At 36.6% G+C, this 23042-nt stretch carries 24 protein-coding genes; 14 read left to right on the plus strand and 10 right to left on the minus strand.

What is annotated here, in order from left to right; all coding sequences use genetic code 11:
- The first annotated feature begins 103 nt into the window (after positions 1-103).
- A complete protein-coding gene (locus NQ163_RS19520) occupies positions 104-694 on the plus strand; it encodes a hypothetical protein (RefSeq protein WP_268192001.1) in 591 nt (196 codons plus the stop codon).
- A gap of 196 nt (positions 695-890) precedes the next feature.
- Positions 891-1046, plus strand: coding sequence for a hypothetical protein (locus tag NQ163_RS19525; protein WP_268192002.1), 156 nt, complete (start codon positions 891-893; stop codon positions 1044-1046).
- Positions 1047-1109: 63 nt separating this feature from the next.
- On the opposite strand, the gene hemN is transcribed toward NQ163_RS19525, so the two are convergent.
- A complete protein-coding gene (gene hemN / locus NQ163_RS19530) occupies positions 1110-2498 on the minus strand; it encodes an oxygen-independent coproporphyrinogen III oxidase (RefSeq protein WP_268192003.1) in 1389 nt (462 codons plus the stop codon).
- 107 nt (positions 2499-2605) lie between these two features.
- Between hemN and NQ163_RS19535 the strand changes: the two genes are divergently transcribed.
- From NQ163_RS19535 to NQ163_RS19545, 3 genes are read left to right on the plus strand one after another with little or no spacing between them, the layout of a single operon-like run.
- A complete protein-coding gene (locus tag NQ163_RS19535; RefSeq protein ID WP_268192004.1) occupies positions 2606-3334 on the plus strand; it encodes a DUF169 domain-containing protein in 729 nt (242 codons plus the stop codon).
- 2 nt (positions 3335-3336) lie between these two features.
- Positions 3337-4410: a butyrate kinase gene (gene buk, locus NQ163_RS19540; protein ID WP_268192005.1), complete on the plus strand. Its 1074-nt coding sequence runs from the start codon at positions 3337-3339 to the stop codon at positions 4408-4410.
- Between the two features lie 23 nt (positions 4411-4433).
- Positions 4434-4925 carry a YqiA/YcfP family alpha/beta fold hydrolase gene (locus tag NQ163_RS19545; RefSeq protein ID WP_268192006.1) on the plus strand — a complete coding sequence of 164 codons (492 nt, stop codon included), beginning with the start codon at positions 4434-4436 and terminating at the stop codon, positions 4923-4925.
- Positions 4926-4980: 55 nt separating this feature from the next.
- Here NQ163_RS19545 and trpS read toward each other — a convergent pair whose 3' ends face one another.
- Both trpS and NQ163_RS19555 read right to left on the minus strand, forming a co-directional pair.
- Positions 4981-5970 (minus strand): tryptophan--tRNA ligase, encoded by a 990-nt coding sequence (gene trpS / locus NQ163_RS19550; protein ID WP_268192007.1) that lies wholly within the window; start codon positions 5968-5970, stop codon positions 4981-4983.
- Positions 5971-6125: 155 nt separating this feature from the next.
- The gene (locus NQ163_RS19555) at positions 6126-6569 is read right to left on the minus strand and encodes a YqaA family protein (protein ID WP_268192008.1); all 444 of its coding nucleotides are present in this window, start codon (positions 6567-6569) and stop codon (positions 6126-6128) included.
- A gap of 157 nt (positions 6570-6726) precedes the next feature.
- Between NQ163_RS19555 and rbfA the strand changes: the two genes are divergently transcribed.
- The 4 genes from rbfA (at position 6727) to NQ163_RS19575 (ending at position 9704) form a co-directional block, all read left to right on the plus strand.
- Positions 6727-7062 (plus strand): 30S ribosome-binding factor RbfA, encoded by a 336-nt coding sequence (gene rbfA, locus NQ163_RS19560; RefSeq protein WP_054715409.1) that lies wholly within the window; start codon positions 6727-6729, stop codon positions 7060-7062.
- 15 nt (positions 7063-7077) lie between these two features.
- Positions 7078-8292 (plus strand): ABC transporter permease, encoded by a 1215-nt coding sequence (locus tag NQ163_RS19565; RefSeq protein ID WP_268192009.1) that lies wholly within the window; start codon positions 7078-7080, stop codon positions 8290-8292.
- Between the two features lie 78 nt (positions 8293-8370).
- Positions 8371-9051 (plus strand): hypothetical protein, encoded by a 681-nt coding sequence (locus NQ163_RS19570; protein WP_268192010.1) that lies wholly within the window; start codon positions 8371-8373, stop codon positions 9049-9051.
- On the plus strand, positions 9051-9704 hold the full coding sequence (locus NQ163_RS19575; protein ID WP_268192011.1) for a hypothetical protein: 654 nt from the start codon (positions 9051-9053) through the stop codon (positions 9702-9704). The genes NQ163_RS19570 and NQ163_RS19575 overlap by 1 nt, the downstream gene beginning before the upstream one ends.
- A gap of 90 nt (positions 9705-9794) precedes the next feature.
- On the opposite strand, the gene dusB is transcribed toward NQ163_RS19575, so the two are convergent.
- Entirely contained in the window at positions 9795-10790 is a 996-nt protein-coding gene (dusB, locus tag NQ163_RS19580; protein ID WP_268192012.1) for a tRNA dihydrouridine synthase DusB, read from the minus strand.
- Between the two features lie 187 nt (positions 10791-10977).
- Between dusB and NQ163_RS19585 the strand changes: the two genes are divergently transcribed.
- The gene (locus NQ163_RS19585; RefSeq protein WP_268192013.1) at positions 10978-11898 is read left to right on the plus strand and encodes a CPBP family intramembrane glutamic endopeptidase; all 921 of its coding nucleotides are present in this window, start codon (positions 10978-10980) and stop codon (positions 11896-11898) included.
- Here NQ163_RS19585 and NQ163_RS19590 read toward each other — a convergent pair.
- A complete protein-coding gene (locus tag NQ163_RS19590; protein ID WP_268192014.1) occupies positions 11860-12624 on the minus strand; it encodes a hypothetical protein in 765 nt (254 codons plus the stop codon). The two genes, NQ163_RS19585 and NQ163_RS19590, sit on opposite strands and share 39 nt — an antisense overlap.
- A gap of 161 nt (positions 12625-12785) precedes the next feature.
- On the opposite strand from NQ163_RS19590, the gene NQ163_RS19595 reads away from it, so the two are divergent.
- From NQ163_RS19595 to NQ163_RS19605, 3 genes are all read left to right on the plus strand, one after another.
- Positions 12786-13589 (plus strand): energy transducer TonB, encoded by an 804-nt coding sequence (locus NQ163_RS19595; RefSeq protein WP_268192015.1) that lies wholly within the window; start codon positions 12786-12788, stop codon positions 13587-13589.
- A gap of 346 nt (positions 13590-13935) precedes the next feature.
- On the plus strand, positions 13936-15105 hold the full coding sequence (locus NQ163_RS19600; RefSeq protein WP_268192016.1) for a hypothetical protein: 1170 nt from the start codon (positions 13936-13938) through the stop codon (positions 15103-15105).
- A gap of 88 nt (positions 15106-15193) precedes the next feature.
- The gene (locus NQ163_RS19605) at positions 15194-15631 is read left to right on the plus strand and encodes a septal ring lytic transglycosylase RlpA family protein (protein ID WP_268192017.1); all 438 of its coding nucleotides are present in this window, start codon (positions 15194-15196) and stop codon (positions 15629-15631) included.
- Positions 15632-15963: 332 nt separating this feature from the next.
- Here the strand turns inward: NQ163_RS19605 and NQ163_RS19610 are convergent, their stop codons facing one another.
- The 3 genes from NQ163_RS19610 to NQ163_RS19620 are packed head-to-tail and all read right to left on the minus strand — an operon-like array spanning position 15964 to position 19346.
- Complete coding sequence (locus NQ163_RS19610) at positions 15964-16725, minus strand: succinate dehydrogenase/fumarate reductase iron-sulfur subunit (protein WP_054715437.1); 762 nt, start codon at positions 16723-16725, stop codon at positions 15964-15966.
- A gap of 3 nt (positions 16726-16728) precedes the next feature.
- Positions 16729-18669 (minus strand): fumarate reductase/succinate dehydrogenase flavoprotein subunit, encoded by a 1941-nt coding sequence (locus NQ163_RS19615; protein ID WP_120238187.1) that lies wholly within the window; start codon positions 18667-18669, stop codon positions 16729-16731.
- Positions 18670-18689: 20 nt separating this feature from the next.
- Positions 18690-19346 carry a succinate dehydrogenase cytochrome b subunit gene (locus tag NQ163_RS19620; protein WP_120238188.1) on the minus strand — a complete coding sequence of 219 codons (657 nt, stop codon included), beginning with the start codon at positions 19344-19346 and terminating at the stop codon, positions 18690-18692.
- 388 nt (positions 19347-19734) lie between these two features.
- Here NQ163_RS19620 and NQ163_RS19625 point away from each other — a divergent pair, with 388 nt between their 5' ends.
- Positions 19735-20526: an alpha/beta fold hydrolase gene (locus tag NQ163_RS19625; RefSeq protein WP_268192018.1), complete on the plus strand. Its 792-nt coding sequence runs from the start codon at positions 19735-19737 to the stop codon at positions 20524-20526.
- Positions 20527-20765: 239 nt separating this feature from the next.
- Here the strand turns inward: NQ163_RS19625 and NQ163_RS19630 are convergent, their stop codons facing one another.
- Complete coding sequence (locus NQ163_RS19630; protein WP_268192019.1) at positions 20766-22499, minus strand: bifunctional metallophosphatase/5'-nucleotidase; 1734 nt, start codon at positions 22497-22499, stop codon at positions 20766-20768.
- Positions 22500-22586: 87 nt separating this feature from the next.
- Complete coding sequence (locus NQ163_RS19635) at positions 22587-22781, minus strand: DUF1289 domain-containing protein (protein WP_268192020.1); 195 nt, start codon at positions 22779-22781, stop codon at positions 22587-22589.
- Between the last annotated feature and the right edge of the window lie 261 nt (positions 22782-23042).

The following is a 23042-nucleotide window of genomic DNA, read 5'->3' on the forward strand; positions in this document are numbered from 1 at the left end:
ATTGCATAGCCGAAGTTACGTAATAAAAATTAGCTGATGCCAATGGAATCAAGATGTTGCTCGCAGTTTTTCAGGAGGACTTTAAACAACTTCATAAATTACAATGAAAAGAAATTATTTTTATTTAATTGCAGTAGCCGCTGCTACGATGTTTACTGCTTGTGATGATAGTAATAATGTTGAATCTGTCAAGAATGAAAATCATCTTAATAAAATAAACGCATCAGCATTTATAACATTTGCAAACAATACAGATGTAATGACAGCCTCTGGAAAAACAAAAGCAAATGCTAATGTTGAAACGATGTGGGATGCCTATCAAGAAATTATTGAATACTCAGTAGATCCAGAAAAAGAAGCAGAATATAAACAAGCTGTAGAAATACATGCTGATATTTTAAGGCCAATAGGAAATGATGAATACGAACTTATCATTAGTGATCCTGTAGTTGCTCAGAAGTTTAATTCAAATGGTGTTTTAGCAGTTGGTAATAATGTATATCTTGCTGAAACAGATCGAATCACTAAGTATGAGAGAGAAGGGGAAGATTATAGAATGATTGATGAGTATGATCGTCCTTACGAAATTGGAGAAGTAGATGGAGGAGGTGGATACACAGGTCCTTCGAATAATGATCTTGTAATTACAAAATCTGGAGAATGGTTAAGTAATCCTCAAGCTATAAATGTATAGTAGTCATAGAAAAGTAAAGATATAGCTTTATGCTGAAACTTATGGGGATATTGGAGCAAGTGTAGGTGCTAAAAGTAAATATTACAGAGATAATTGGAAAGATCATAAGAGTGATAATAGATTAGAATTTAAGTGTACCAAATTGACATATACTAACTCGTCAGGTTTAGTGAAAACTCATTATAGTGTGTCCGCAATGGATAATACAAAAGATCGTGTTCATTTGTATGCAGCTAATCGATATGTAAACATGGATGGTAGAAAAACATATACTATAACTAATCCAGTAGTTAAATTTTATAGAGGTTCAACTGGTTCAGGAACAGCTTTTGTTTTTGATGATTTTGAGTAAAACACTTTATGGTATACTACTTTATAAATTAAATAAGGCTGCCAAAATTGGCAGCCTTTCATTTTATATCGCTTTTGAAAACATTTTATCGCCACCTTTTTGTGAGTAGCGCAGTTTGTTGTCGAATGGTTTGGCAATGTTTCGAAGGAAAATCATACCCAAATCGGTAACGATTAGTTTTTCTTCGTCCAGTTCAATAATTCCTTCTTCTTTCATTACGCTCAGTTCCTCGGTAATGCTCTCAGGCAGGTATTTTTGTAATTCATCGGTAAAGAACAACTCACGACGACAGGTAATGTCAAGAATAGCGCTTTTTACAGTCAAGTCTTCATCCGTAAGGAAATAACCTTTCACCAAGTCCAATTCGCCTTTTTCGCAGGCTGCTTCGTACAAATGAATTTCCTTAGGGTTTTGAGCATAGGCATACTTTGCATCAGAAATGGATGAGGCACCCAGGCCAATCAACAATTCGGTGTGGGAAGTATTGTATCCCATAAAGTTTCGGTGCAGGCGTTTTTCTTCCCTGGCCACGAACAGTTCGTCGTGAGGCAAGGAGAAGTGATCCATACCAATATCGCTGTAGTTCAGTTCAGCCAATTTTTCTTTTCCCAGATCGTACAAAGCACGTTTTCCTGCGCTATCCGGAATATCGGCATCGGTAAACATGCGCTGACCTTTGGTTTTCCATGGTACATGAGCGTACGAATAGTAGGCAATTCTATCTGGTTTCAGTTCCGAAACCTTCTCGAATGTATCGCGAACCGATGAAATTTGTTGCTTTGGCAATCCGTAAATTAAATCGAAATTCACCGATTGGTAGCCAATCTCTCTGGCAGCTTCAGTAACTTCTTTTACAATTTCGAAACTTTGTTTGCGATTAATCACACGCTGTACTTCAGGGTCGAAATCCTGAACTCCAAAGCTTACCCTTCTAAAGCCAACATCATACAAAGCTTGCAAATGCTCTCTTGTGGTATTGTTGGGATGCCCTTCGAAACTGAATTCATAATTCTCATGCAAAATGGCATTTTCCTTAATGCCGTTGATCAGTTTCCTTAGGTTTTCCGGACTGAAGAAAGTGGGAGTACCACCACCCAGGTGCAATTCCCGAAGAATTGGCTTTTCACCAAAAGTATTCAGATAGATTTTCCATTCCTGAAGCAGAGCATCAATATATTTGTCTTCAACTCCATGGTCGCGAGTAATCACTTTTGTGCAAGCACAATAAGTACACAAGCGTTCGCAATAGGGCAAATGCACATAAATACTAATTCCTTTTGTTGAATTCGATTCATCAAAAGTGCGTTTAACTACTTTTAACCAGTCTTTTGAGTCTGGTTTGTCATCACCCCAAAAAGGTACGGTTGGATAACTTGTATATCGTGGTACGGGAACGTTGTACTTTTCGATTAAGAGCTCTTTGTTCATGAAAAATTCTTTTGCCTTATTCATACAAAGATATCTTTTTTTACCAATTTATTTTATTGGAATTAATTGTTCTTGTGTGATGAACTTGAGATCAAAATTGATATTTTTATAAGAGCCTAAAATCAACTGCAATGAATATCAATGTAAAAGAAAGTTTTATTGAAAAGTTTGGGAAGTATTTTGGGGAAGAAACCGATCTTCCCATTGCCTTTTGGTATGGTAATGATCCCTTACAGGAGGAAGAGATACGACCGAAAAACTGGATGTGTATTATTGGGCAGTTAAACAGGATAAGAAAAGGGGAGAGTTTAAGCTTCTCTGCTGATTCGGTAAGCTGTGGGGGAGGCAAAACTTATTGTGGTTTTTCAGAATTTATGCCAGGTTTGGCCGATTTTCTATCTACCGGAAAGGAAAGGTATCTTCAGAATCCGGAAATTGCCCAAAAAGTGATCAATCAGTTTCCTGTGTATAATGCTCCTGCCAAATACATCAGTTTTAAAAGGTGGGATCAATTATTGGAAGAGGATGAGCCCGAAGTGATAATCTTTTTTGCCAAACCGGATGTTTTGTCGGGTTTGTTTACTTTATCGAACTATGATCAAAGTGAATTGCAGAGTACAATTGTACCTTTTTCTTCAGGTTGTGGCTCAATTATTACTTTCCCGTACCAAGAGAGCCAAAAAGAAAATCCAAAAGCCATCCTTGGAATGTTTGATGTTTCTGCACGTCCTTATGTGCCTGCCAATACTTTGAGTTTGGCGATTCCAATGAAAAAAATGCTTGATATGATTGCCAATATGGACGAGAGTTTTTTGGCAACTGATGAATGGACCAAAGTGAAAAACAGAATAAGCAGATAATTATGAATTCAAATGAAATAGTGGTTGTGATTAACCCGGGATCGACTTCAACCAAAATAGCACTTTACAACCGGGTAGGATTGGTAGAAGATTTTGTAGCGAGACATTTGCAAAAAGATTTGGATCAGTTTAATCGTGTCACCGATCAGTTCGAATACCGTTTTGAAATGTTAAAAGACTGCTTGAATGATATGCTGAATGGCAAGGGCTATTCGGTTGTAGGTATTGTTGGTAGAGGTGGAATTGTAAAGCCATTGGAAGGAGGAACCTATCGAATTAGTAATGAGTTTTTAGAAGATGCACGAACTGGAAAATATGGAGATCATGCTTCGAATTTGGGAAGCTTGTTGGCAAATAAATTGGCCAGACATCATGGATTAGATGAAAGTTATACCGTTGATCCGGTTTCGGCTGGAAATATTATTGATAAGGCGCAAATTTCGGGTGTTCCAGGCATTGAAAGAAATCGTAGAGGACATCCCTTAAATATGAAAATGACAGCCAGGAAAATTGCGGCTCAGCAAGGCATTGCCTACGAAGATGCCAAGTATGTAATTGCACACCTTGGAGGAGGAATATCCATAGCTTCGGTTGAAGGAGGAAAGATTACCGACGTAAATGATGCTTTGATGGGAATGGGGCCATTTTCTCCGAACCGTGCAGGTGCAATTCCTACGCGTGGCATTATGGATTTGTGTTACTCAAAACCACGAAAAGAGGTGGAAACACTTTTAAGTAAAAATAGTGGATTAAAAGCATATTTGGGTGTTGATGATTTGCGTGATGTTTTTAAACTGATTGAGGCAGGAAATGAAAAAGCACGCTTGGTTTATGATGCTTTTGTGTACCAGATTGCCAAGGAAATTGGGGCTTACCATGCTGCTATGAAATGCAAAGCAAATGGAATTGTTATTACCGGAGGAATTGCCTATTCCGATCGTTTTATTGCAGATTTGAAGGATTATGTTGGTGGTTTAACGGAATTCTTTGTATATCCCGGAGAAAATGAAATGGAAGCACTGGCTGAAGGAGCATTCCGCGTAATTGATGGCAAAGAATTGGCATTGGAATATTAGAAAACTTAAAGTAGAAACTTAAAATGAAAGTTGTTTTTTCACATGGTAAAGAAAGTGGCCCTTGGGGAACGAAAATAAAGAGATTAAGTGAAATAGCTAAGCGAAATGGATTCGAGGTGGATAGTTTGGATTATCGTGCCTATTCAAATCCCGATGATCGGGTAAATCAACTCTTAAACTATTTAAAAGGTGAGGAGAAGGATTATATATTGGTTGGTTCGAGTATGGGTGGATATGTTTCTTTGGTAGCTTCGCAGCAGGTTGATCCAAAAGCCATTTTTCTGATGGCTCCGGCTTTATATTTAGAAGGATATGAAAAACAGGAATACTCACTTAATGGCAAGCATATTCATGTTGTTCACGGAATATCGGATGAGGTAATACCTTACGAACATTCGGTTCGGTATGCCAAAGAGTCGAAATGTACGCTGCATCTAATTGAAGGCGATCATAGATTGAATTCATCTTTGGAGAAAGTAGAAAGTATTTTTGAAAATTTTCTGGAAAAAGTTTAAAGATAAAAAATGCCAGCTTGTTGTAAGCTGGCATTTTCTTTTAAATATATTGAGTTTAGAATTTTCTAAAACCAATTAATCTGCGAACTTCTTCAAGAGTTTTAGATGCACTTTCGCGTGCTTTTTCCGCTCCCAATTTGGTTACTTTGTGCAAGTATGCATCGTCTTGCATGATATCCAAAATGCGTTCGCGAATTGGGCTTGTAAAGTTGATAATATCTTCAGCCAACTGCTTTTTCATATCGCCATAGCGAATTTCACAATTGTTGTACTTGTCGTTAAAGAAATCGTAGGTATCTTTTGTAGAAACGATATCCATTAAAGTAAACAAGTTCTGAATTGGTTCAGGTTTTTCCTGGTTCATTTCAGTTGGACCACTATCTGAAACTGCTTTCATTACTTTTTTACGGATGTCTTTTGGATCATCAACCAAGCAGATTGCATTACCCTCTGATTTACCCATTTTACCCGATCCATCTAATCCCGGAACTTTAATAAACTCACCGGTGTACGAATAAGCTTGAGGAATTGGGAAGGTTTCTTCACCATAAATGTTGTTGAATCGGCGTGCAAATTTACGAGCCATCTCCAGGTTTTGCTCCTGATCTTTTCCTACAGGAACCTGATTTGCCTTGTGGATAATAATATCCGCAGCCATCAAAACAGGGTAGGTTAGCAAACCAGCATTTACATTTTCTGGTTGCTTACGAGCTTTATCTTTAAACGAAGTTGTTCTTTCCAACTCTCCCAGGTATGCATTCATGTTCATCAACAAATACAATTCAGGAATTTCCGGCACATCACTTTGTACGTAAACTGTTGCTTTTTCAGGATCAATTCCACAGGCAAGGTACTCAGCCAAAACACGTTTTACGTTGATATGAAGATCTGCAGGAGTTGGGTGTGTAGTCAGGGAATGCCAATCAGCAATAAAGAAAAAGCAATTGTTATCGTTTTGCATTTGCACAAAGTTCTTCACTGCTCCGAAGTAATTTCCCAGGTGTAAGTTACCTGTAGATCGAATTCCACTTACTACTGTCTTCATCATTCAATTCATTAATCGCTCAAATATGAGCTGTTTATACTTAAAAATTTTAGTTCGACAAAATTATGAAACCTATCCGATAAATAAAATAGTATTAGATAATTCTATTGTGATTGAGTATTTAATTTGATTTTTCAGATTTGATATTTGAATTTTCAAGACAAAGCTTGTAATGTTAGCCAAGCCCAAACTACATACCTACAAACTTTTCCAGCCGCCATAAACAGGGCCATCCAGTACGGATTGGTTCGTAATAATCCCAATCCAATAGGAATTAAATCACCTATAAATGGTAGAAAAGCAAAAAAAGCGAATGCATTTCCTTTGCTTCTGAGAAACTCTTTGGATTTAATCGCCTTGTCAGGTTTAATTTTCAACCATTTTTCAATTCTCTCCAATTTGCCCAAATATCCCAGGTAATACCCTGTTAATCCGCCCAACCAATTGCCTAAACTTGCAACAGCTACAGTCAAGCTGATATCAAAACCAGAATAAACGCAAAGACTAAGAATTGCCTCTGAGCTAAATGGGAGAATGGTTGCAGCCAAAAAACTTGCCAGGAACAATCCCCAATATCCATATTCTATCCATTCAGCCATGCTGCAAATGTATAAAAAGCAAATGCTTTCCTATCGAACTCAGCTTTTAACTTTTCAGTTCTTGGACTTTTGTACTTTTTTAACCTTTCGACTTTTCGACTCTTCAAAACTTTTCAAGACTTTATTATATCTTTGTATAAAATTTAGAAAAATACATATGGAGACCACAAGACAAAGCAAAGTTTCAAGATTATTACAAAAGGATTTAGGATTGATTTTTCAGCAGGAAGGACGAAATCTATTTGGAGGAAAAATGATATCGGTTACTACTGTAAGAATTAGCCCGGATTTGGGACTTGCAAAGGTATACCTTAGTATTTTTCCATCAGACAAGTCGGAAGAAACACTTGAGGTGGTTAGAATGAACACCAAGAACATCCGTAGAATTTTAGGAACCAAAGTTGGTAAGCAATTAAGAGTAGTTCCTGAATTGGCTTTTTACATTGATGATTCTTTGGATTATATCGAGAATATCGACAACTTATTGTCATAAACTCTTCCGCTGAATTTGAATTTACCTTTTCACATAGCCAGGCGATACCTGTTTTCAAAGAAAAAACAGAATGTTATCAATATCATTTCACTAATTTCAGTAGTTGGTGTTATGGTTGGTACCATGGCTTTGGTAATTGTGTTGTCGGCCTTTAATGGCTTAAATCAATTTATCGATCAGCAGTTTAGTTGTTTCGATCCCGATTTAAAAATACTTCCTGCAAAAGGCAAAACATTTGTTCCCGATTCAATTTTTGGAGAAATTAAAAACATGGAGCAGGTAGTATTCTTTTCCGAAGTTTTGGAAGAAAATGCGCTTCTCAAATATGGCAATCGTCAACGTCCTGCAATTGTAAAAGGAGTTGATGAAAACTTTAGCCTGATGACTGGCATTGATACCATGATGACAGATGGGAACTTTGTGTTGGATACAAATAAGTATCAGTTTGCCGTGTTGGGATATGGAGTTGCATTAGATTTGGGTGTAGGCTTAACTTTTGTAGATCCCATTAAGTTTTATGTGCCTAAGCGCAATGCTAAAGTTGGACACAATCCTATGAATGCCTTTAATACTGAGATTATATGGCCATCGGGATTTTTTCAGGTTCAAGCCGATTTTGACACGCAATATACCTTGGTTCCATTAAGTTTTGCACGTAAACTATTCAGTTATCAAAATGAAGTAAGTGCAATAGAACTAGGGATAAATGATTCTGCAGATATTGAAGAGGTGAAATCTGAAATACAGGTAATGCTTGGTGATGATTTCCAGGTAAAGAATCGTTACGAATTGCATGATGTCATTTATAAAATGATGAAGACAGAAAAGGCCGCAGTTTTCTTCATTTTAGCATTTATTTTGGTAATTGCCTCCTTTAATATCATTGGTTCATTAACCATGTTGATATTGGATAAAAAAGAGGACGTTAGCACATTAAGAAGTTTGGGTGCAAATGAGCAGACCATTAGACAATTGTTTCTAATCGAAGGTTGTTTGATTTCTTTCTCAGGAGCTATATTAGGTGTAGTTCTTGGCATTATAGTTTGTTATTTGCAAATTAAATTTGGATTCGTAAAATTGGCTGCCGGAAGTTTCTTTATGAACTCTTATCCGGTAAATGTGCATCTTTCTGATATTTTTATCATCTTTATAACGGTTGTATTAATTGGGTACTTCGCTTCGCGTTTTCCTGTACAATACATTACCAAAAGATACTTACAGTTTAACTGATAAGTATTTCCCACTACCGATTAATGAATAGAAATCATGTTGATTTCTAATAGCGATAACTTATTAAAAATTACAGAAATGAAGAAGATTTTCGTATTCTGCATGCTTGCATTTGGAATTTCAATTGTTGCAAATGCACAGCAAACAGCTTTAACTTCCGATGGAAAAGTGGTGATTCTTTACGACAATGGAACCTGGACCTATGCCGATGTAAAACTTCCCAATGCAAATGCCAAGGAGGTGCAAAAGAAAGCTGGAGAAGTTAGCGTGCCAACAAATGTACCTGTTGTAGATAATTCTCCTGTTAGTTTGAAAGATGGTGTTGTTGAAAAAATGGCATTTATTGAAGGTCCGAGTAAAAAACTTTCGAAATATTTTAAGCATAAAAATATTGTTCGTTGTGATTTTACCTTAACATCGAAAGATGGAAAAGCCATATTGAAAACAGAATGGAAAGTCATGAATGGTGAAGCCTATTCTTATTTTGGCTTCATTAATGACGAAAGTAAGATTAGCCTGGAATTAATTGGAGGTAAAAAAATAGATTTGCTTTATACTAAAGATTTCGAGCCTAAAGAATATGAAAAATATGGTTTTTCTACATACACTGCAGAATTGGAATTAAGTAAGGAACAAATACGTTTGCTAAGAAACTCTATCGTGTATAAAGCACATATGACTTGGAGCCGAAGAACGGAAGAATACAAAGTTGTTACGCCTTCATATTTTATAAAATCATTACCTCAAATCATTGAATGATGAAAAACGTATTGCTTGTTTTAATACTTCTTTTTTGTGGTATGAACTTGGTTGAGGCACAAATTAGAATGAAAACTCCTGAAGGGAAGTATGTTCTGCTATTTAATAATGGTACTTGGAAATATGAGGAAAAGATAAAACTGGAAGAGATAAAAGATATTGTGCCACTTCAAGCTGAAGAAATAGTGACAAAAGAAATTAATTTGAAGGATACTCTTCTTGAAGAACATGTTGTAATTAAGGGGGAAAGTGCTAAAATCGCTAAGTTTAAAGATGACTTGAATACTGTAAAATGTGCTTTTCAAATCCTATCAAAGGACAATAAGGTGGTATTAAAAACCAATTGGAAGTTAATGGATGAAGAAGGTTTTCGATTTTTTGGTTTTATTACAAAGAAATCATTTCTCTCTTTTGAATTATCCAACGGTGAGATTGTAATTTTACCGTACAATGGCTCTTTTGAACCCAAAGAGTACATCAAATATGGATTTACAACTTTTTCTGCAGAATTAGAATTAAATCATGATCAAATTAGAAAATTACAGAAGGGATATATTCTGAACTCAAGTATGAAGTGGACAAGGAGAACAGAAACGTACAATGTTATAAATCCGGACTACTTTATTAAAGAGCTGCCTAAAATATTAAAATAAATGTTTGCTTAAGAGGGCAAAAGAATAACGAAAAAACGCAAAGATGAGATGTCTTTGCGTTTTTTGTATCTATTTCGGATATCATATTCTTTAATCTTCTTCAATCTGTAATTCTCCCCATTCAGAAGCAATTTTATTCAGAATAAGCATCAAATCATCGTAATGATTCGCACGAAGCATATCGATACGAGTTTGCTTAAAATTGTACAAACCTTTAAACATGCCGGCCATATGTCTACGCATGTGTAAGATTCCTCTTCTTTCATCAATCCAGTCAATAGCAGCATCGATTTGCTCTTTTAGCATATCAACCTGTTGAGCCACGGTTGCAGGAGGAAGCAATTCTCCGGTTTTCAGATAGTGTTTCACATCTCTAAAAATCCATGGTTTTCCAACGGCAGCACGTCCAATCATAATGGCATCAACCCCATATTTTTCGAATGCTTCTTTGGCTTTTACAGGATTTGTAATGTCACCATTCCCAATAATTGGAATATGCATTCTTGGATTATTTTTTACCTCGCCAATTAAAGTCCAATCGGCTTCACCTTTATACATCTGGCAACGAGTTCTTCCGTGAATGGTAAGGCCTGCAATTCCAACATCCTGAAGTTGCTCTGCAAGCTCAACAATAATTTTTGAATCAGCATCCCAACCCAACCTGGTTTTAACCGTTACCGGAATATCTACCGCTTTTACAACTTCTTCGGTAATTTTTAAGAGTTGTGGTACGTTTCGAAGCATTCCTGATCCTGCACCTTTACCAGCTACCTTTCTTACCGGACAGCCAAAGTTCAAGTCAAGAAAATCAGGTTTGGCTTCCTCAACAATTTTGGCAGCTTCAACCATTGGGTCAACCTCTTTTCCGTAAATCTGAATGGCTACAGGACGTTCTTCTTCCAGTATGGTAAGCTTTTTCATGGTTCTGTTTACCGATCGAATCAATGCATCTGATGAGATAAACTCCGTATACATTAGATCGGCACCATAACGCTTACACAACACTCTAAATGGAGGATTGGTAACATCTTCCATTGGAGCCAATAAAACTGGCTGTTTTCCTAAGTCCAAATTTCCTATCTTCACTTCAGCTTCTTTTATATTCGGTAAAAATCAGTGCACAAAGATATAATAAAGTCTTGAACAGTCTAATAGTCGAATAGTCAAACAGTATTATGCATGATTTGAATTTTATGTACGAACTGATTTTAGATTTTAAATTTGATAATTGCCTTTTGTTGCTATTTTTGTGTTTCAACTTAAAAAAAGAATCATGTTAAAAGGATCTTTGAGTGATCATAGCCCATTTACCCATTTGATAGTTAGTTTGCTTGCTGTAGTTGTATCATTCCTGTTAGCGATGTTTGTAGGTACTGTATTGGCACTGGTGTTTTTCGATATTAACATCTTTACAGATTTGCAAGCCATTGATATTAACAGTGATTTGGTAAACCTTTCGGTTTTAAAGTTTTATCAATCAGTTTATTCAATTGGGATGTTTATAATTCCTCCTTTTATTGTTGCTTTTTTGGTTAGTAAGAAGGTTCGAGAATACTTGTATTTGGCGGAAGGTACCAATATTTCAAAAGTGTTGTTGGCAACATTTATTATTATTTTTTCATTGCCCATGATTAACCTTTTGGCTCAGGTGAATTCCCATTTAAGTTTACCGGAATTCATGTCGGGTATTGAAAACTGGATGATGGAAAATGAAGAACGGGCAAAAGTTGTAACCGAGAAGTTTTTGGTAATGAATTCTACCTCCGACTTACTTGTAAACCTTGTGGTAATTGCATTAATTCCGGCTATTGGAGAAGAGCTTTTATTTCGTGGGGTTTTACAGGGGATTTTTGGAAAACTTACCAATAATATTCATTGGGGAATTATCATTACAGCATTCTTATTTGCAGCACTTCACATGCAATTTTACGGATTACTACCGCGTATGGCAATGGGAATTCTTTTTGGATATTTATTAATCTGGTCAAGAAGTTTATGGGTACCAATCATTGCACACCTGGTAAACAATGGCATGGCTGTTATTACCAAGTATTATATCGGTAAAGGAAATATTCCTGAAGAAATGGAAACCATAGGAGCGAACGAAAATTATTGGTTCACAGGCTTAATTTCAGTGGCAATTGTTTTGTTGTTGTTACGAGTTTTCAGAAGCATCTGTAAAAGGCAGGCTTAGCGAAGCTTTCTCGGCCATTTTAACTTGTTCTAATTTTTCACGTTCACCTTTTCGCCAAACATATACAACGCCGTATTCTGAACATTTTTCACGCTTTTCTTCATCACTTAGCGATCCAAACTTCTTTTCAACCTGGTTCCAAAGATCAAGAATTAGCTTATCAGCATCTTCCCGAAACTCTGCAACTTTTTCGGAGAAGCGGTGGGTGTTATTTTGTAGTGTTTTTTGATAATTGAATGCTTGTTTAAAGTTTTCACAGTTAACACGTACCAAAGCAATAGATGGGCTGTAAATTGGGTTTCCACCCATTCTGGTTCTTTCCTGTTCTCCTTTAACCAATTTTTCTCCCCACTCAATTACTTTCGAATCTTTTAATAGGGATGGAGTGGCTTTCGAATTTTTGCGAATGCCGTAAAATTCACGTACCTCAGGTTTCATTTCACCTCGAATGATGCAAAAGTTTAAAACTTGTATAAAATGAGATACATATAAGCGAGCTTTTCTCAGTTTCTCGTTGTACTCTTTGCTTTTACTCGATTGTTGACTTAAGGCTTGCCTGTGATTTCTTATTGCAAGCTCATAATGAGGTAAAAAGGTTTCTATTCTTTGGTACAATGAGTATGAAAAAGCCAAGTCAAAACGATTGACTCTCATGCTAATACTTAAGGCAGCTTTAAGGGCACGTACTCGTGCCGAGTCGGTATTTGGTAATCGGCGGTAAGGCATTAATTAAATTGGTTTAAGCAATATAGGAATTGTGATTTGCGAATATACAAAAAATATAGCTTGCTATTTTACCGTTCGCAAACAAGATTTCATCTTTTTTCAAGTATAAAATTAATCGTAGAATAATTATGCTACTTTTATGCTCTAATCAAATAATAATTATGAAACATACAGTAATTTTGTTGCTTGCTCTGCTTTGTACTCAAGCTTTATATTCTCAAAATGATACAATCGTTTACTATAAGAGTCATGCGCCTTATCCAACAAAGAATGGTGCAGACCATATGATAGTGTTTCAAAAAAAGAATGACATGAAGTCGATTATGATGACTTATGAGTTAAAAAAAGAAAAATGGAAGTACGAAAAAACAGAGATCATAAAGCGAACGAAAGATGGACGTTATGAAATTAGTTGTGACGGCAATAAAATTATCAGATCTTATAAAAAGATTAGTGGTGGTTATCAGGTAGAGGAGTATAACCACGAAGGGAAAATTAGAAAAAAAGGTTTAAGCAAAAAGATGTTTCCCTTATATAGAGTTGGGCAGTGGCAGAATCTATTCAATAATAAACTTGTAGGAATAGATGTTTTTAAAGAAGAGTTAATGACTCAATCGTACACCATTTGTAAGGATATTAAGCTACCCAATAATATTTATGCAAATGCTGATACTTTAGCGGAATACAGGGGTGGATTTGATCGATACGTGAAGCATATGTCACGTAGCGTTAAATATCCAAGAATATGTCAGGAAAATGGGATAAAAGGTTGTGTATTGCTGGCATTTGCAATTGATGAGTCAGGCAAGCCAGTGGACTTTCATGTCTTGCAGAAAGTAGATCCTGATCTTGATCAGGCAGCTATTGATGCCATTAAAAAATGTGATAAATGGAAACCAGCAATAAAGAATGGAAAGCCAATTAAATTGTACCATGTAGCTCCAATTAACTTTCAGCTATGGTAAAATAGTGTAAAAGCATAGTCCAGATTAAGCAGATAATAAAAACTACCTCTTTTTTGGGTAGTTTTTTACTGTAGAACAATTCCACACAACTTGTCCATTAAATTCTACAGTTCATAGATTTTTCCGTTTACAACCATTTTTAGTCTTTTTGTAACAAAAAATATAACTTCTACGTTTACAGGGTGTTAATTAAAATTGCAAGTTGGGGTAGGGTACACCTATACAATTTCGGTATTTTAATTGTAAAGCTTTTAAGATGAGAAATTAAACAAGATTTTTAATCAAATCCGGATGTAAAAATATTGGGAAATAGCATTTGGAGGATTATCAACTAAAATTTAAGGATATGAAAAGAAACATTGTTGCCGTAGGAATGTTGTTGGCTTTTTCAGCTGCACTTTGGAGTTGCTCAAGTTCTGATGATAAAACACCAGGACAAGATCAAACATTAGAACAAAACTTGACCAGTGAAACTCAATCATTAGCTACTGCTGTGGAAGAAATTTCGACATCAGAAGGATATAAATTGATTACTTTGAGTGAAAGTACAAAAGAAGGAACTGAAGATGGATCTGATGATAGATTTTCATTTACTCGAACAATTACTCTTGAAGATATAAAAGGAGTATATAACTATATCCTTCCAACAAGTGAATCTGAAGGGAGCAGCACTAAAATGTGGGGAAGAGAGTTTGCATTTGAAAAAGCAGAAGAGAGTGAATTTTTCGTAATTAACCTACCTCAGGAAAAGGCTAAGAACCCTTGGATGCTTCATCAGGAAATGGAAGGTGAAAGCGAAATGGATAATGATTTCAATATTACCGCCTCTCAGTATAATTCTTCAACAGTAATGAATAATGAAGGCTTTGAATTCGATTATTTATTAGATGCAGATATTACCATTGAAGAAGAAGCTGCAGGAAGTATTTTTGTTGACTGGGATATGAACATGTCAACAAATATGAGTTGGGATTATGAATCGGAATTTGGATTCCCTAACGGATATTCTGTTGGTCACGAATTTGAATTTGGAGAAGAAATTGAGTTTGCTTACAATCTTAAGAAAGATGATGATGTGTTATTCATGGAAGAGGTTTCGTTTACTCCAGGTAATGGTGAAGAAAATGCAGAATATGAATATGCTCTGACAATTGGTAATATCAAGATTGTGAAGAATTCTTCAAGTGAAGAATACATGGTATACCGTGATGGTGAATTAGAAGAGGATGCTGTAATTACTGTTCTTCATAATGAAGATACAACCACAGGCGAGGGAGAAGAAGATGAATCAGATCATGCATTCTGTAGAGGTGGACTTGACATCAAAATTACTTTCACAAATGAAGATGGTACTCAAGAGGACGTAATACTTTCAGAATTAATAGGTGAGGAAACTCTTGAACAACTTGACGAGATCTTTAGCTCGATGCACGATATGTACTTTGTAAACAAGTTGGTAGACAGAGTAGCAAAGGAAGCATACGATATTAACATGGGTGAAGGAGCTGGAGAATAAATTTCAGCTAAACAATACAGATTAAAATCCGGCCACATGGTCGGATTTTTTTGTGCATCTTTATTTCACCATCGTAATAATAATCTGGATGAAGACAATTTGTATAGCCTTATTTCTGAACTTCATTTTCTCCTCTGTAAATTCTCAGGAGAAAGAGGATCCTTCTGAAGAAGGCAAAGCAAGTTTCTATTCGGACTATTTTGAAGGAAGAAAAACCAGTTCTGGTGAGATATTTTACCAATGGAAGTACACCGCAGCTCACAAGAGCCTTCCTTTTGGAACTTTGGTAAAAGTGGTCAATCTGGAAAATAAACGCTCTGTAATCGTCTTAATTAATGATAGAGGTCCATTTGTAAAAGGGCGGGTTATTGATTTATCCAAAGAAGCCGCAAAACAACTGGGAGGTTTACGCGAGGGGATTTTTCGTGTTCGGGTTTCGATCCATATAAAGGATGAGGATTACATTAGAGTTAAATCAGTTTTGAGACCTGTTCCGAACCAATCATTATCTTCATCTTTACATTAGGAAAGTTCGATATAAGAAAGTATAAGTGTCTATAAAAACTTTCATGATTAATAAAGGTAAACACCAACAGTAATAAAAGTTACGGTGTTCGTACGTTTGTAATATCTAAGACTCAAACTACAAAGATTACACAGCTCTGCTGCTATTCAGGTGAATGTAGAATGAACATTAGTTCGGTGCAGAGCACCTTAATATTTGTAGAACATTTAACAAATTATCAAATCTAAAGGTACAGAGTACCGCTATCTAGTTTATTAAGATTTTTAAGACTTTCAGAAAAAAAGAGCGCTACCCTAAAGGATAGCGCTCACTATATTTGGATTTCAGTCTAATTAATCCTTGATTTTTGCTGCTAAGAACTCACGGTTCAAACGAGCGATGTTTGCAATAGAAATTCCTTTAGGACATTCTACCTCACAAGCACCAGTGTTGGTACAGTTACCGAAACCAAGCTCATCCATTTTAGCTACCATGTTCTTCGCACGACGAGAAGCTTCAACACGTCCTTGTGGCAATTTAGCCAAGTGAGAAACTTTTGCAGAAACGAATAACATAGCTGAAGAGTTCTTACAAGTAGCAACACAAGCACCACAACCGATACAAGCAGCAGCATCCATTGCTTCTTCTGCATCATCCTGTGAGATTGGAATTGCATTACCATCAGGTACACCACCAGTATTTACAGAGATGTAACCACCAGCTTGCAATACTTTTTCAAAAGCAGTACGATCAACAATCAAGTCTTTGATTACTGGGAAAGCACCAGCTCTCCAAGGCTCAATAGTGATTGTTTCGCCTTCTTTGAATTTACGCATGTGCAACTGACATGTTGTAATGTCATCATCTGGTCCATGAGCACGTCCGTTGATAAACAAGCTACACATACCGCAGATACCTTCACGACAATCGTGATCGAAAGCGATAGGCTCTTGTCCATCGTTAATCAATTGCTCATTCAAAATGTCCAACATTTCAAGGAAAGAAGTACCTCCTGAAATATCATTAATTTTGTAAGTTTCAAACTTACCTGCAGTTTTAGCGTTTTTTTGACGCCAAACCTTTATAGTTAATTCTTTAATTACTTTATCTGCCATGGTTTACTTGTATGAACGTTGTGTCAATTCTACAGTTTCAAACACTAAATCTTCCTTATGCAATACAGGCTCTTGGTTTTCTCCTTTGTACTCCCAAGCTGATACATAAGTGAAGTTGTCATCGTCACGTTTTGCTTCGCCTTCCTCAGTTACTGATTCTTCACGATAGTGACCACCACAAGATTCGTTACGATTCAAAGCATCACGAGCCATCAAATCACCCAATTCAAGGAAATCTGCTACACGACCTGCTTTCTCCAATTCGATATTCATTGCATCGAAATCACCAGGGATACGTACGTTTTTGTAGAAATCAGCTTTGATTTTAGCAATCTCTTCGATAGCATATTTCAAACCTTTCTCGTTACGTGCCATACCTACATAATCCCACATGATGTTTCCTAAACGCTTGTGGAAAGAATCTACCGACTTATCACCTTTAACATTGTAAAGTCTTTGTAGACGTTCGTTAACAGCTTTCTCTTTTTTATCAAACTCAGGGTGATTTACATCGATACGAGGAGTCTGAATTTCGTCAGCTAAGTAATCACCAATAGTATATGGTAATACGAAGTAACCATCAGCCAAACCTTGCATCAAAGCAGAAGCACCAAGACGGTTACCACCATGATCAGAGAAGTTAGCTTCACCAATTGCATACAAACCAGGAACAGTAGTCATCAAGTTATAATCAACCCAAGTTCCACCCATTGAATAGTGGATTGCAGGATAGATCTGCATTGGCTCTTTGTAAGGATCTACATCAGTAATCTTTTCGTACATCTGGAATAAGTTTCCATAACGAGCTTCGATTACATCCTGTCCTAATCTTTCGATAGAATATTTAAAGTCAAGGTAAACGGCTTTTCCTTCAGCGTTAACACCGAAACCAGCATCGCAACGCTCTTTAGCAGCACGAGAAGCAACGTCACGTGGAACTAGGTTACCGTATGATGGGTATCTTCTTTCCAAATAGAAATCACGATCTTCATCAGCGATATCATTTGGTCCCATTTCACCTTTTTGCAATTTAATTGCATCTTCTTTTTTCTTTGGAGTCCAAACGCGACCATCGTTACGAAGTGATTCAGACATCAAAGTTAACTTAGACTGCTGCTCACCGTGAACAGGAATACAAGTTGGGTGAATCTGAACGAAACATGGATTTCCAAAGAATGCTCCGTTCTTGTATGCTTGCCAAGCAGCACCACCGTTACATCCCATAGCATTGGTTGACAAGAAGAATACGTTACCATAACCACCAGTTGCAATTACAACTGCGTGAGCTCCGTGACGCTCAACTTCACCAGTTACCAGGTTACGAGTGATGATACCACGAGCTTTTCCGTCAACAGTAACAATGTCAAGCATTTCGTTACGTTCGTGCATTTCGATCTTACCTTGTCCGATCATGCGGTTCATAGAAGCGTAACATCCTAATAGCAACTGCTGTCCGGTTTGACCACGAGCATAGAAAGTACGACTTACCAATACACCACCGAATGAACGGTTAGATAGAGTTCCACCATACTCACGTGCAAATGGTACACCTTGAGCAACACATTGGTCGATGATGTCACCACTTACCTCAGCCAAACGATAAACGTTTGCCTCACGAGCACGGTAGTCACCACCTTTAATTGTATCATAGAACAAACGATAAATAGAGTCATTATCGTTCTGATAGTTTTTAGCAGCGTTAATACCACCCTGAGCAGCAATAGAGTGAGCTCTACGGCCTGAATCCTGGTAGCAAAATGCTTTTACGTTGTATCCCATCTCTGCCAAAGAAGCGGCAGCAGATCCACCGGCCAAACCGGTACCTACAACGATAATATCTAACTTTCTCTTATTCGCAGGACTAACTACTTTAATAGCAGCTTTGTGTTTCGACCACTTTTCAGCTAATGGTCCGGCTGGAATTTTCGAATTTAATACTGTCATAACCGTTTAAATATTAACAATTAAGCAAAAAAGTGTAAATACAAAGGAATAATAATGAATCCGCCAGAGATAATAATTGCGTAGATGTAACCCGCTTTTTCCAAACGTGCTCTCCAAATAATATTACTCATTCCAATAGACTGGAATGCTGACCAGAAACCGTGAGCCAAGTGTAATCCCAATAAGATTGCACCAACTACATAAAGACCAGTGTATACCAGGCCTGTTGATCCATTAGTAAATAGGTTCTTTACCAATTGATAATCGTCATGTACATTTCCTTGAATCTGAATTGGCACGAAGAAATGCATCAAGTGCATTGCAATGAAAACCAACACAAGACCACCCAAAACAAACATGTTTCTTGAAGACCAGGTACTGCTGTTACCCAAGTTCTGCGAAGCATACTTTTGAGGACGAGCCTTCTGGTTTTGCAATGTCAAGATGATTGCATAGATGATGTGCACGATAAAACCACCAAATAAAACTGGTTGTAAACCAAAGCGGATTACCGGCATTGCCATAAAGTGTGCTCCTGCATTAAATAACTCTCCTGTGCTATCAAACATCAAGAAGGAGTTCAAGATCAAGTGCACCAACAAAAATAGCACAAGGAAAAGACCTGACAAACTCATTATCAACTTTTTCCCAATAGATGAACTTAAAAAACTGCTCATAAGTTTAAAGATTTAATTAGACTGTTTATTATAAGCTTTTACTATAATTCCTTGCAAATGTAGACGCTCCCCATGGCTGAAACAATATTTAGGAACATATACAATTTATTTAGATTGATTCTAGGATAATCCTATGATTCAGGTTTTTAGAAAATTAGAATTGTAAAACTAGGTATAATTCTAACTATAAACCAATTAAGGAATATTTTCCGTAATGATTTTTTTCAAAACGATGCAATTTATTAAATATTTGTATGTTATAGAACAAGCTTTTTTGATATTCTACTAATTTAGAATGTCATTAAAACTTGCAAAAAATTGTTTTATCCGATAAGAATACAATTTGCTCTTTTGCTGCGTGTTACTTGTTGAAATTTCAAATTTACATATGGATCAGTATTTAGAACTGGAAAATTGCCGATTACGATTCAGAGATAATGGGAAGGGAAATACAGTCGTTCTTCTTCATGGATACCTGGAATCTGTAGAGACATTCGAAACTTTTGCCAATGATCTTTCTCGATTGGCCAGAGTAATTACCGTTGATTTGCCAGGGCATGGACATTCAGAGTTAAAAAGCGATTCATGCAGTATTGATCAGATGGCAGAAGCGGTAAATCAATTGGTTGTACATTTGAATTTGGAGCGAATCAACATCATAGGTCACTCCATGGGAGGATACGTGGCATTGGCTTACGCAGATTTATTTACCGAAAAACTGGAAAGTTTCTGCTTGTTTCATTCATCGCCAAATCCGGATACCGAAGAGAAAAAAGCCAATAGGCAAAAAGAAATTGAACTGGTAAAAAAAGGGAAGAAGGAACTGATTTGTAAAACCAGCATTCCTAACACTTTTTCGAATAGCAACCTGAAAAAATTTGCACACGAAATTGAGAGAATCACAAAAATAGCCTGTCAGACTTCCGATAAAGGAATAGTGGTTGCCCTGGAAGCCATGATGAATCGACCTGATCGAAATCATGTTGTGAAAGGATTGGATATGCCCAAGGTAAGTATCATTGGAAAAATGGATAATTTTATTCCTTTTCAGGTGGCAGGACAAATTGCCAAAGAGAATCATTTAACTCCATTTGTATTGCAAACATCAGGACATATGGGATTTATTGAGCAAAGACAAGAATGCTTGCGTGAGATATTCCGTATCATTTATGAGTGTTGATTTTTAACCACTAAGGATAACGAAGTACTTCACAAAGGAGCACAAAGTAATAAGAATAAAGAACTTTCATCATAAAATGAGAATCACAAAGAAAAATGAAAACTATTCGTCATTGTGAGAATGTGAATTGAGAGCGACTTGTTAGTGCTCAAGGTTTTACAGAAAAAAAGTCTCACAAAAGGATTAAATATACCTTTGTGAGACTTCGTGAAAAACCTTAGTGTGTACTTTGTGGTTAATTACTTTTCACCATAAAGCAACTCATATTCTTTTTTACTGGCGGTAGCATGCCATTTTTCAGGAACTACTTTCCAGTTGTTGTCACATTCAATGTCAACCGTTCCTTTTTTCTCTATCCATTTCATTAGGTAGTAGCGAAGGTCTTTGGTGGTTGAGTTAATCAATCTACTGGTTAATTCTTCTTTCGTTAAGCCAGCACCTTCGGTCAGGTGATTACCGCCGCCATTTCCACGATAAGAATTTAGAGCAACGCGATAGGTTTTGTTTTCATCGAATTTTTCACCCGAACTCATTCCGGAAATATTGATCTTTTTCCCGTAAGGCTTCGATACATCAACGGTGTAATCAATTCCTTCGGCCGAATCGTAATTGAAAAACATGGTGGTTAGTCGGCTGCCTTTATCCGTAGTTGAAATGTATAGCATCGGATCCTTTGCCGATTTCATTTGCTGAAACCAGTTGTTGTAGCTAAACTCCAGAAAATCTTGAATCTCTTTCCCGGTAAGATTCATGGTGTATAACAAATTCTCAAATCGATACAGCTTAAACAGGTCACGTACCTGTAGTTCTCCAGAGTCAATTGTAGCATTGAAAGATAAAGGTGCAGCAAATGAAATGTCAGCATCTGCCAAATCCATTTGAATGTTCTGAATTAAATCGATGAAAGGAGAATCGCCAAACATGGCATCCTTTGTTGATATGCTTGTTTTAAAGCTTCCTACTTTTCTTGATACATAAGCCTCTACTTCTTTAAATAAAGGTGTAAAATGTTCTACGTATGCTTTCGATTTTTGAACGTCGGAAATCTCTACCAAATTTGGTTTTAAAGTTTTATCGTATGCTTTCTTTTCATTGTTCCAGCTTAAGTCAACCACAACTTCGGCCAAAAATTTAGCTTTGCTTTTGGGGTTGATCACCAAAACTTTTTCCTTATCAATGTTTTCGAACCAAGCGATTTGTTCATGATGATCGTGTCCGCAGATTACCATATCGATACCTGGAACTTGTTTGGCAACCAGTATAGAAGCATTTTCATGGCTCATTTCATTTTCATGCTCTTCTCCAGCGCCCGAGTGGAATAATCCAACTACAAAATCAGGCTGTTCTTTTTCCTGAATGATTTTCATCCACTTTTGTGCCGATTCAAGCATGGGTTCGAAATGCATTCCCGACCAAATTTTCTCTGGCAACCATTTCGGAATTGCAGGGGTGATTAAACCCAAAACTGCAATTTTCACACCTTGTTTTTCGATTATGGTATAAGGTTGGAAATATGGTTTGCCATCTGCGTTTTTAACTGCATTGGCTGCCAACCAAGGAAAGGCAAATTCCTTTACCACTTTATCGTATACGGCATGTCCTGGCTCAATGTCATGATTTCCAACTGTAGCTGCATCGTATCCCATGTAATTCATTACATCGGCACAAATGTGTTTGGTTTCTGTTTTTTCGAAATTCGAATAGTAAACTAAAGGATCGCCTTGCAGGATATCGCCATTGTCAAGCAAGATTACTTCAGCATCAGCATTTTTTCTTTGCTCGTTTACATACTCATAAACCTGAGCCAACGAGGTAGAAGTTTCTCGTTCGTTAACCAAATCGTAAGGAAATAGTGCTCCGTGAACATCACTGGTTCCGTATATTTTTAATTGTAATTGTTCTGCTTTTTTTTGTCCACATGCCGAAATCATCAGCATGATAATCATTACATAAAAGGTTGATTTTAGTTTCATCCGTTTTGGCTTGTTTTCTGATATTGTGATTTGAAAAGGACCGTAAAGTTATAAAAAAGAACAAAATAGTTTATGCTAGGTAAAGGTCTATCTGAAGAATACGCCTGATGCGGTATCTGGTGCGTTGGTTCTTTTTCTGGCCTTTTCTAGTACTTCTTTCTTTTCATCATCGTTGTAAAGCGACCAGTTTCCAATTTCTTCTGTAGTTCGCTGGCATCCAAAACATACTCCATTGCTGTCTTGACGACATATTTTTATACATGGTGATTTTACTTCTTCCATAGTTTAGTTTGTTTATTTAAATTCATTACAAATAAAGATTAAAAAGTCTTTTTTTCAAAATATGAGCTTGAATTTATACCAAAGAAAAATCCCGAACCTGTTCAGTCCGGGATTTTCTTCTAACCACTATTTACTAACCTAAATCTAACCTATGAAAAAACTTCTCTGTTTTGTACATTACAAATGTAGGATGGAAATTTGCTAAATGGTTTAAACAAAAGTTAATGAAGCTTAAAAGTGTTGAGGAAATTTCAAGACAGA

The sequence above is a fragment of the Marinifilum sp. D737 genome (assembly GCF_026672275.1).
GTDB lineage: Bacteria > Bacteroidota > Bacteroidia > Bacteroidales > Marinifilaceae > Marinifilum.

What these genes read in the sequence shown, in the direction of transcription:
- NQ163_RS19535 (WP_268192004.1), top strand. Translation starts at nt 2,606, where the DNA reads ATGAATATCAATGTAAAAGAAAGTTTTATTGAAAAGTTTGGGAAGTAT.
- NQ163_RS19620 (WP_120238188.1), bottom strand. Translation starts at nt 19,346, where the DNA reads ATGAGCAGTTTTTTAAGTTCATCTATTGGGAAAAAGTTGATAATGAGT.
- NQ163_RS19575 (WP_268192011.1), top strand. Translation starts at nt 9,051, where the DNA reads ATGAAAAACGTATTGCTTGTTTTAATACTTCTTTTTTGTGGTATGAAC.
- NQ163_RS19545 (WP_268192006.1), top strand. Translation starts at nt 4,434, where the DNA reads ATGAAAGTTGTTTTTTCACATGGTAAAGAAAGTGGCCCTTGGGGAACG.
- buk (WP_268192005.1), top strand. Translation starts at nt 3,337, where the DNA reads ATGAATTCAAATGAAATAGTGGTTGTGATTAACCCGGGATCGACTTCA.
- NQ163_RS19595 (WP_268192015.1), top strand. Translation starts at nt 12,786, where the DNA reads ATGAAACATACAGTAATTTTGTTGCTTGCTCTGCTTTGTACTCAAGCT.
- NQ163_RS19610 (WP_054715437.1), bottom strand. Translation starts at nt 16,725, where the DNA reads ATGGCAGATAAAGTAATTAAAGAATTAACTATAAAGGTTTGGCGTCAA.
- hemN (WP_268192003.1), bottom strand. Translation starts at nt 2,498, where the DNA reads ATGAATAAGGCAAAAGAATTTTTCATGAACAAAGAGCTCTTAATCGAA.
- NQ163_RS19600 (WP_268192016.1), top strand. Translation starts at nt 13,936, where the DNA reads ATGAAAAGAAACATTGTTGCCGTAGGAATGTTGTTGGCTTTTTCAGCT.
- NQ163_RS19520 (WP_268192001.1), top strand. Translation starts at nt 104, where the DNA reads ATGAAAAGAAATTATTTTTATTTAATTGCAGTAGCCGCTGCTACGATG.
- NQ163_RS19590 (WP_268192014.1), bottom strand. Translation starts at nt 12,624, where the DNA reads ATGCCTTACCGCCGATTACCAAATACCGACTCGGCACGAGTACGTGCC.
- NQ163_RS19615 (WP_120238187.1), bottom strand. Translation starts at nt 18,669, where the DNA reads ATGACAGTATTAAATTCGAAAATTCCAGCCGGACCATTAGCTGAAAAG.
- NQ163_RS19605 (WP_268192017.1), top strand. Translation starts at nt 15,194, where the DNA reads ATGAAGACAATTTGTATAGCCTTATTTCTGAACTTCATTTTCTCCTCT.
- NQ163_RS19525 (WP_268192002.1), top strand. Translation starts at nt 891, where the DNA reads ATGGATAATACAAAAGATCGTGTTCATTTGTATGCAGCTAATCGATAT.
- NQ163_RS19625 (WP_268192018.1), top strand. Translation starts at nt 19,735, where the DNA reads ATGGATCAGTATTTAGAACTGGAAAATTGCCGATTACGATTCAGAGAT.
- NQ163_RS19555 (WP_268192008.1), bottom strand. Translation starts at nt 6,569, where the DNA reads ATGGCTGAATGGATAGAATATGGATATTGGGGATTGTTCCTGGCAAGT.
- NQ163_RS19585 (WP_268192013.1), top strand. Translation starts at nt 10,978, where the DNA reads ATGTTAAAAGGATCTTTGAGTGATCATAGCCCATTTACCCATTTGATA.
- NQ163_RS19570 (WP_268192010.1), top strand. Translation starts at nt 8,371, where the DNA reads ATGAAGAAGATTTTCGTATTCTGCATGCTTGCATTTGGAATTTCAATT.
- trpS (WP_268192007.1), bottom strand. Translation starts at nt 5,970, where the DNA reads ATGAAGACAGTAGTAAGTGGAATTCGATCTACAGGTAACTTACACCTG.
- NQ163_RS19630 (WP_268192019.1), bottom strand. Translation starts at nt 22,499, where the DNA reads ATGAAACTAAAATCAACCTTTTATGTAATGATTATCATGCTGATGATT.
- NQ163_RS19635 (WP_268192020.1), bottom strand. Translation starts at nt 22,781, where the DNA reads ATGGAAGAAGTAAAATCACCATGTATAAAAATATGTCGTCAAGACAGC.
- rbfA (WP_054715409.1), top strand. Translation starts at nt 6,727, where the DNA reads ATGGAGACCACAAGACAAAGCAAAGTTTCAAGATTATTACAAAAGGAT.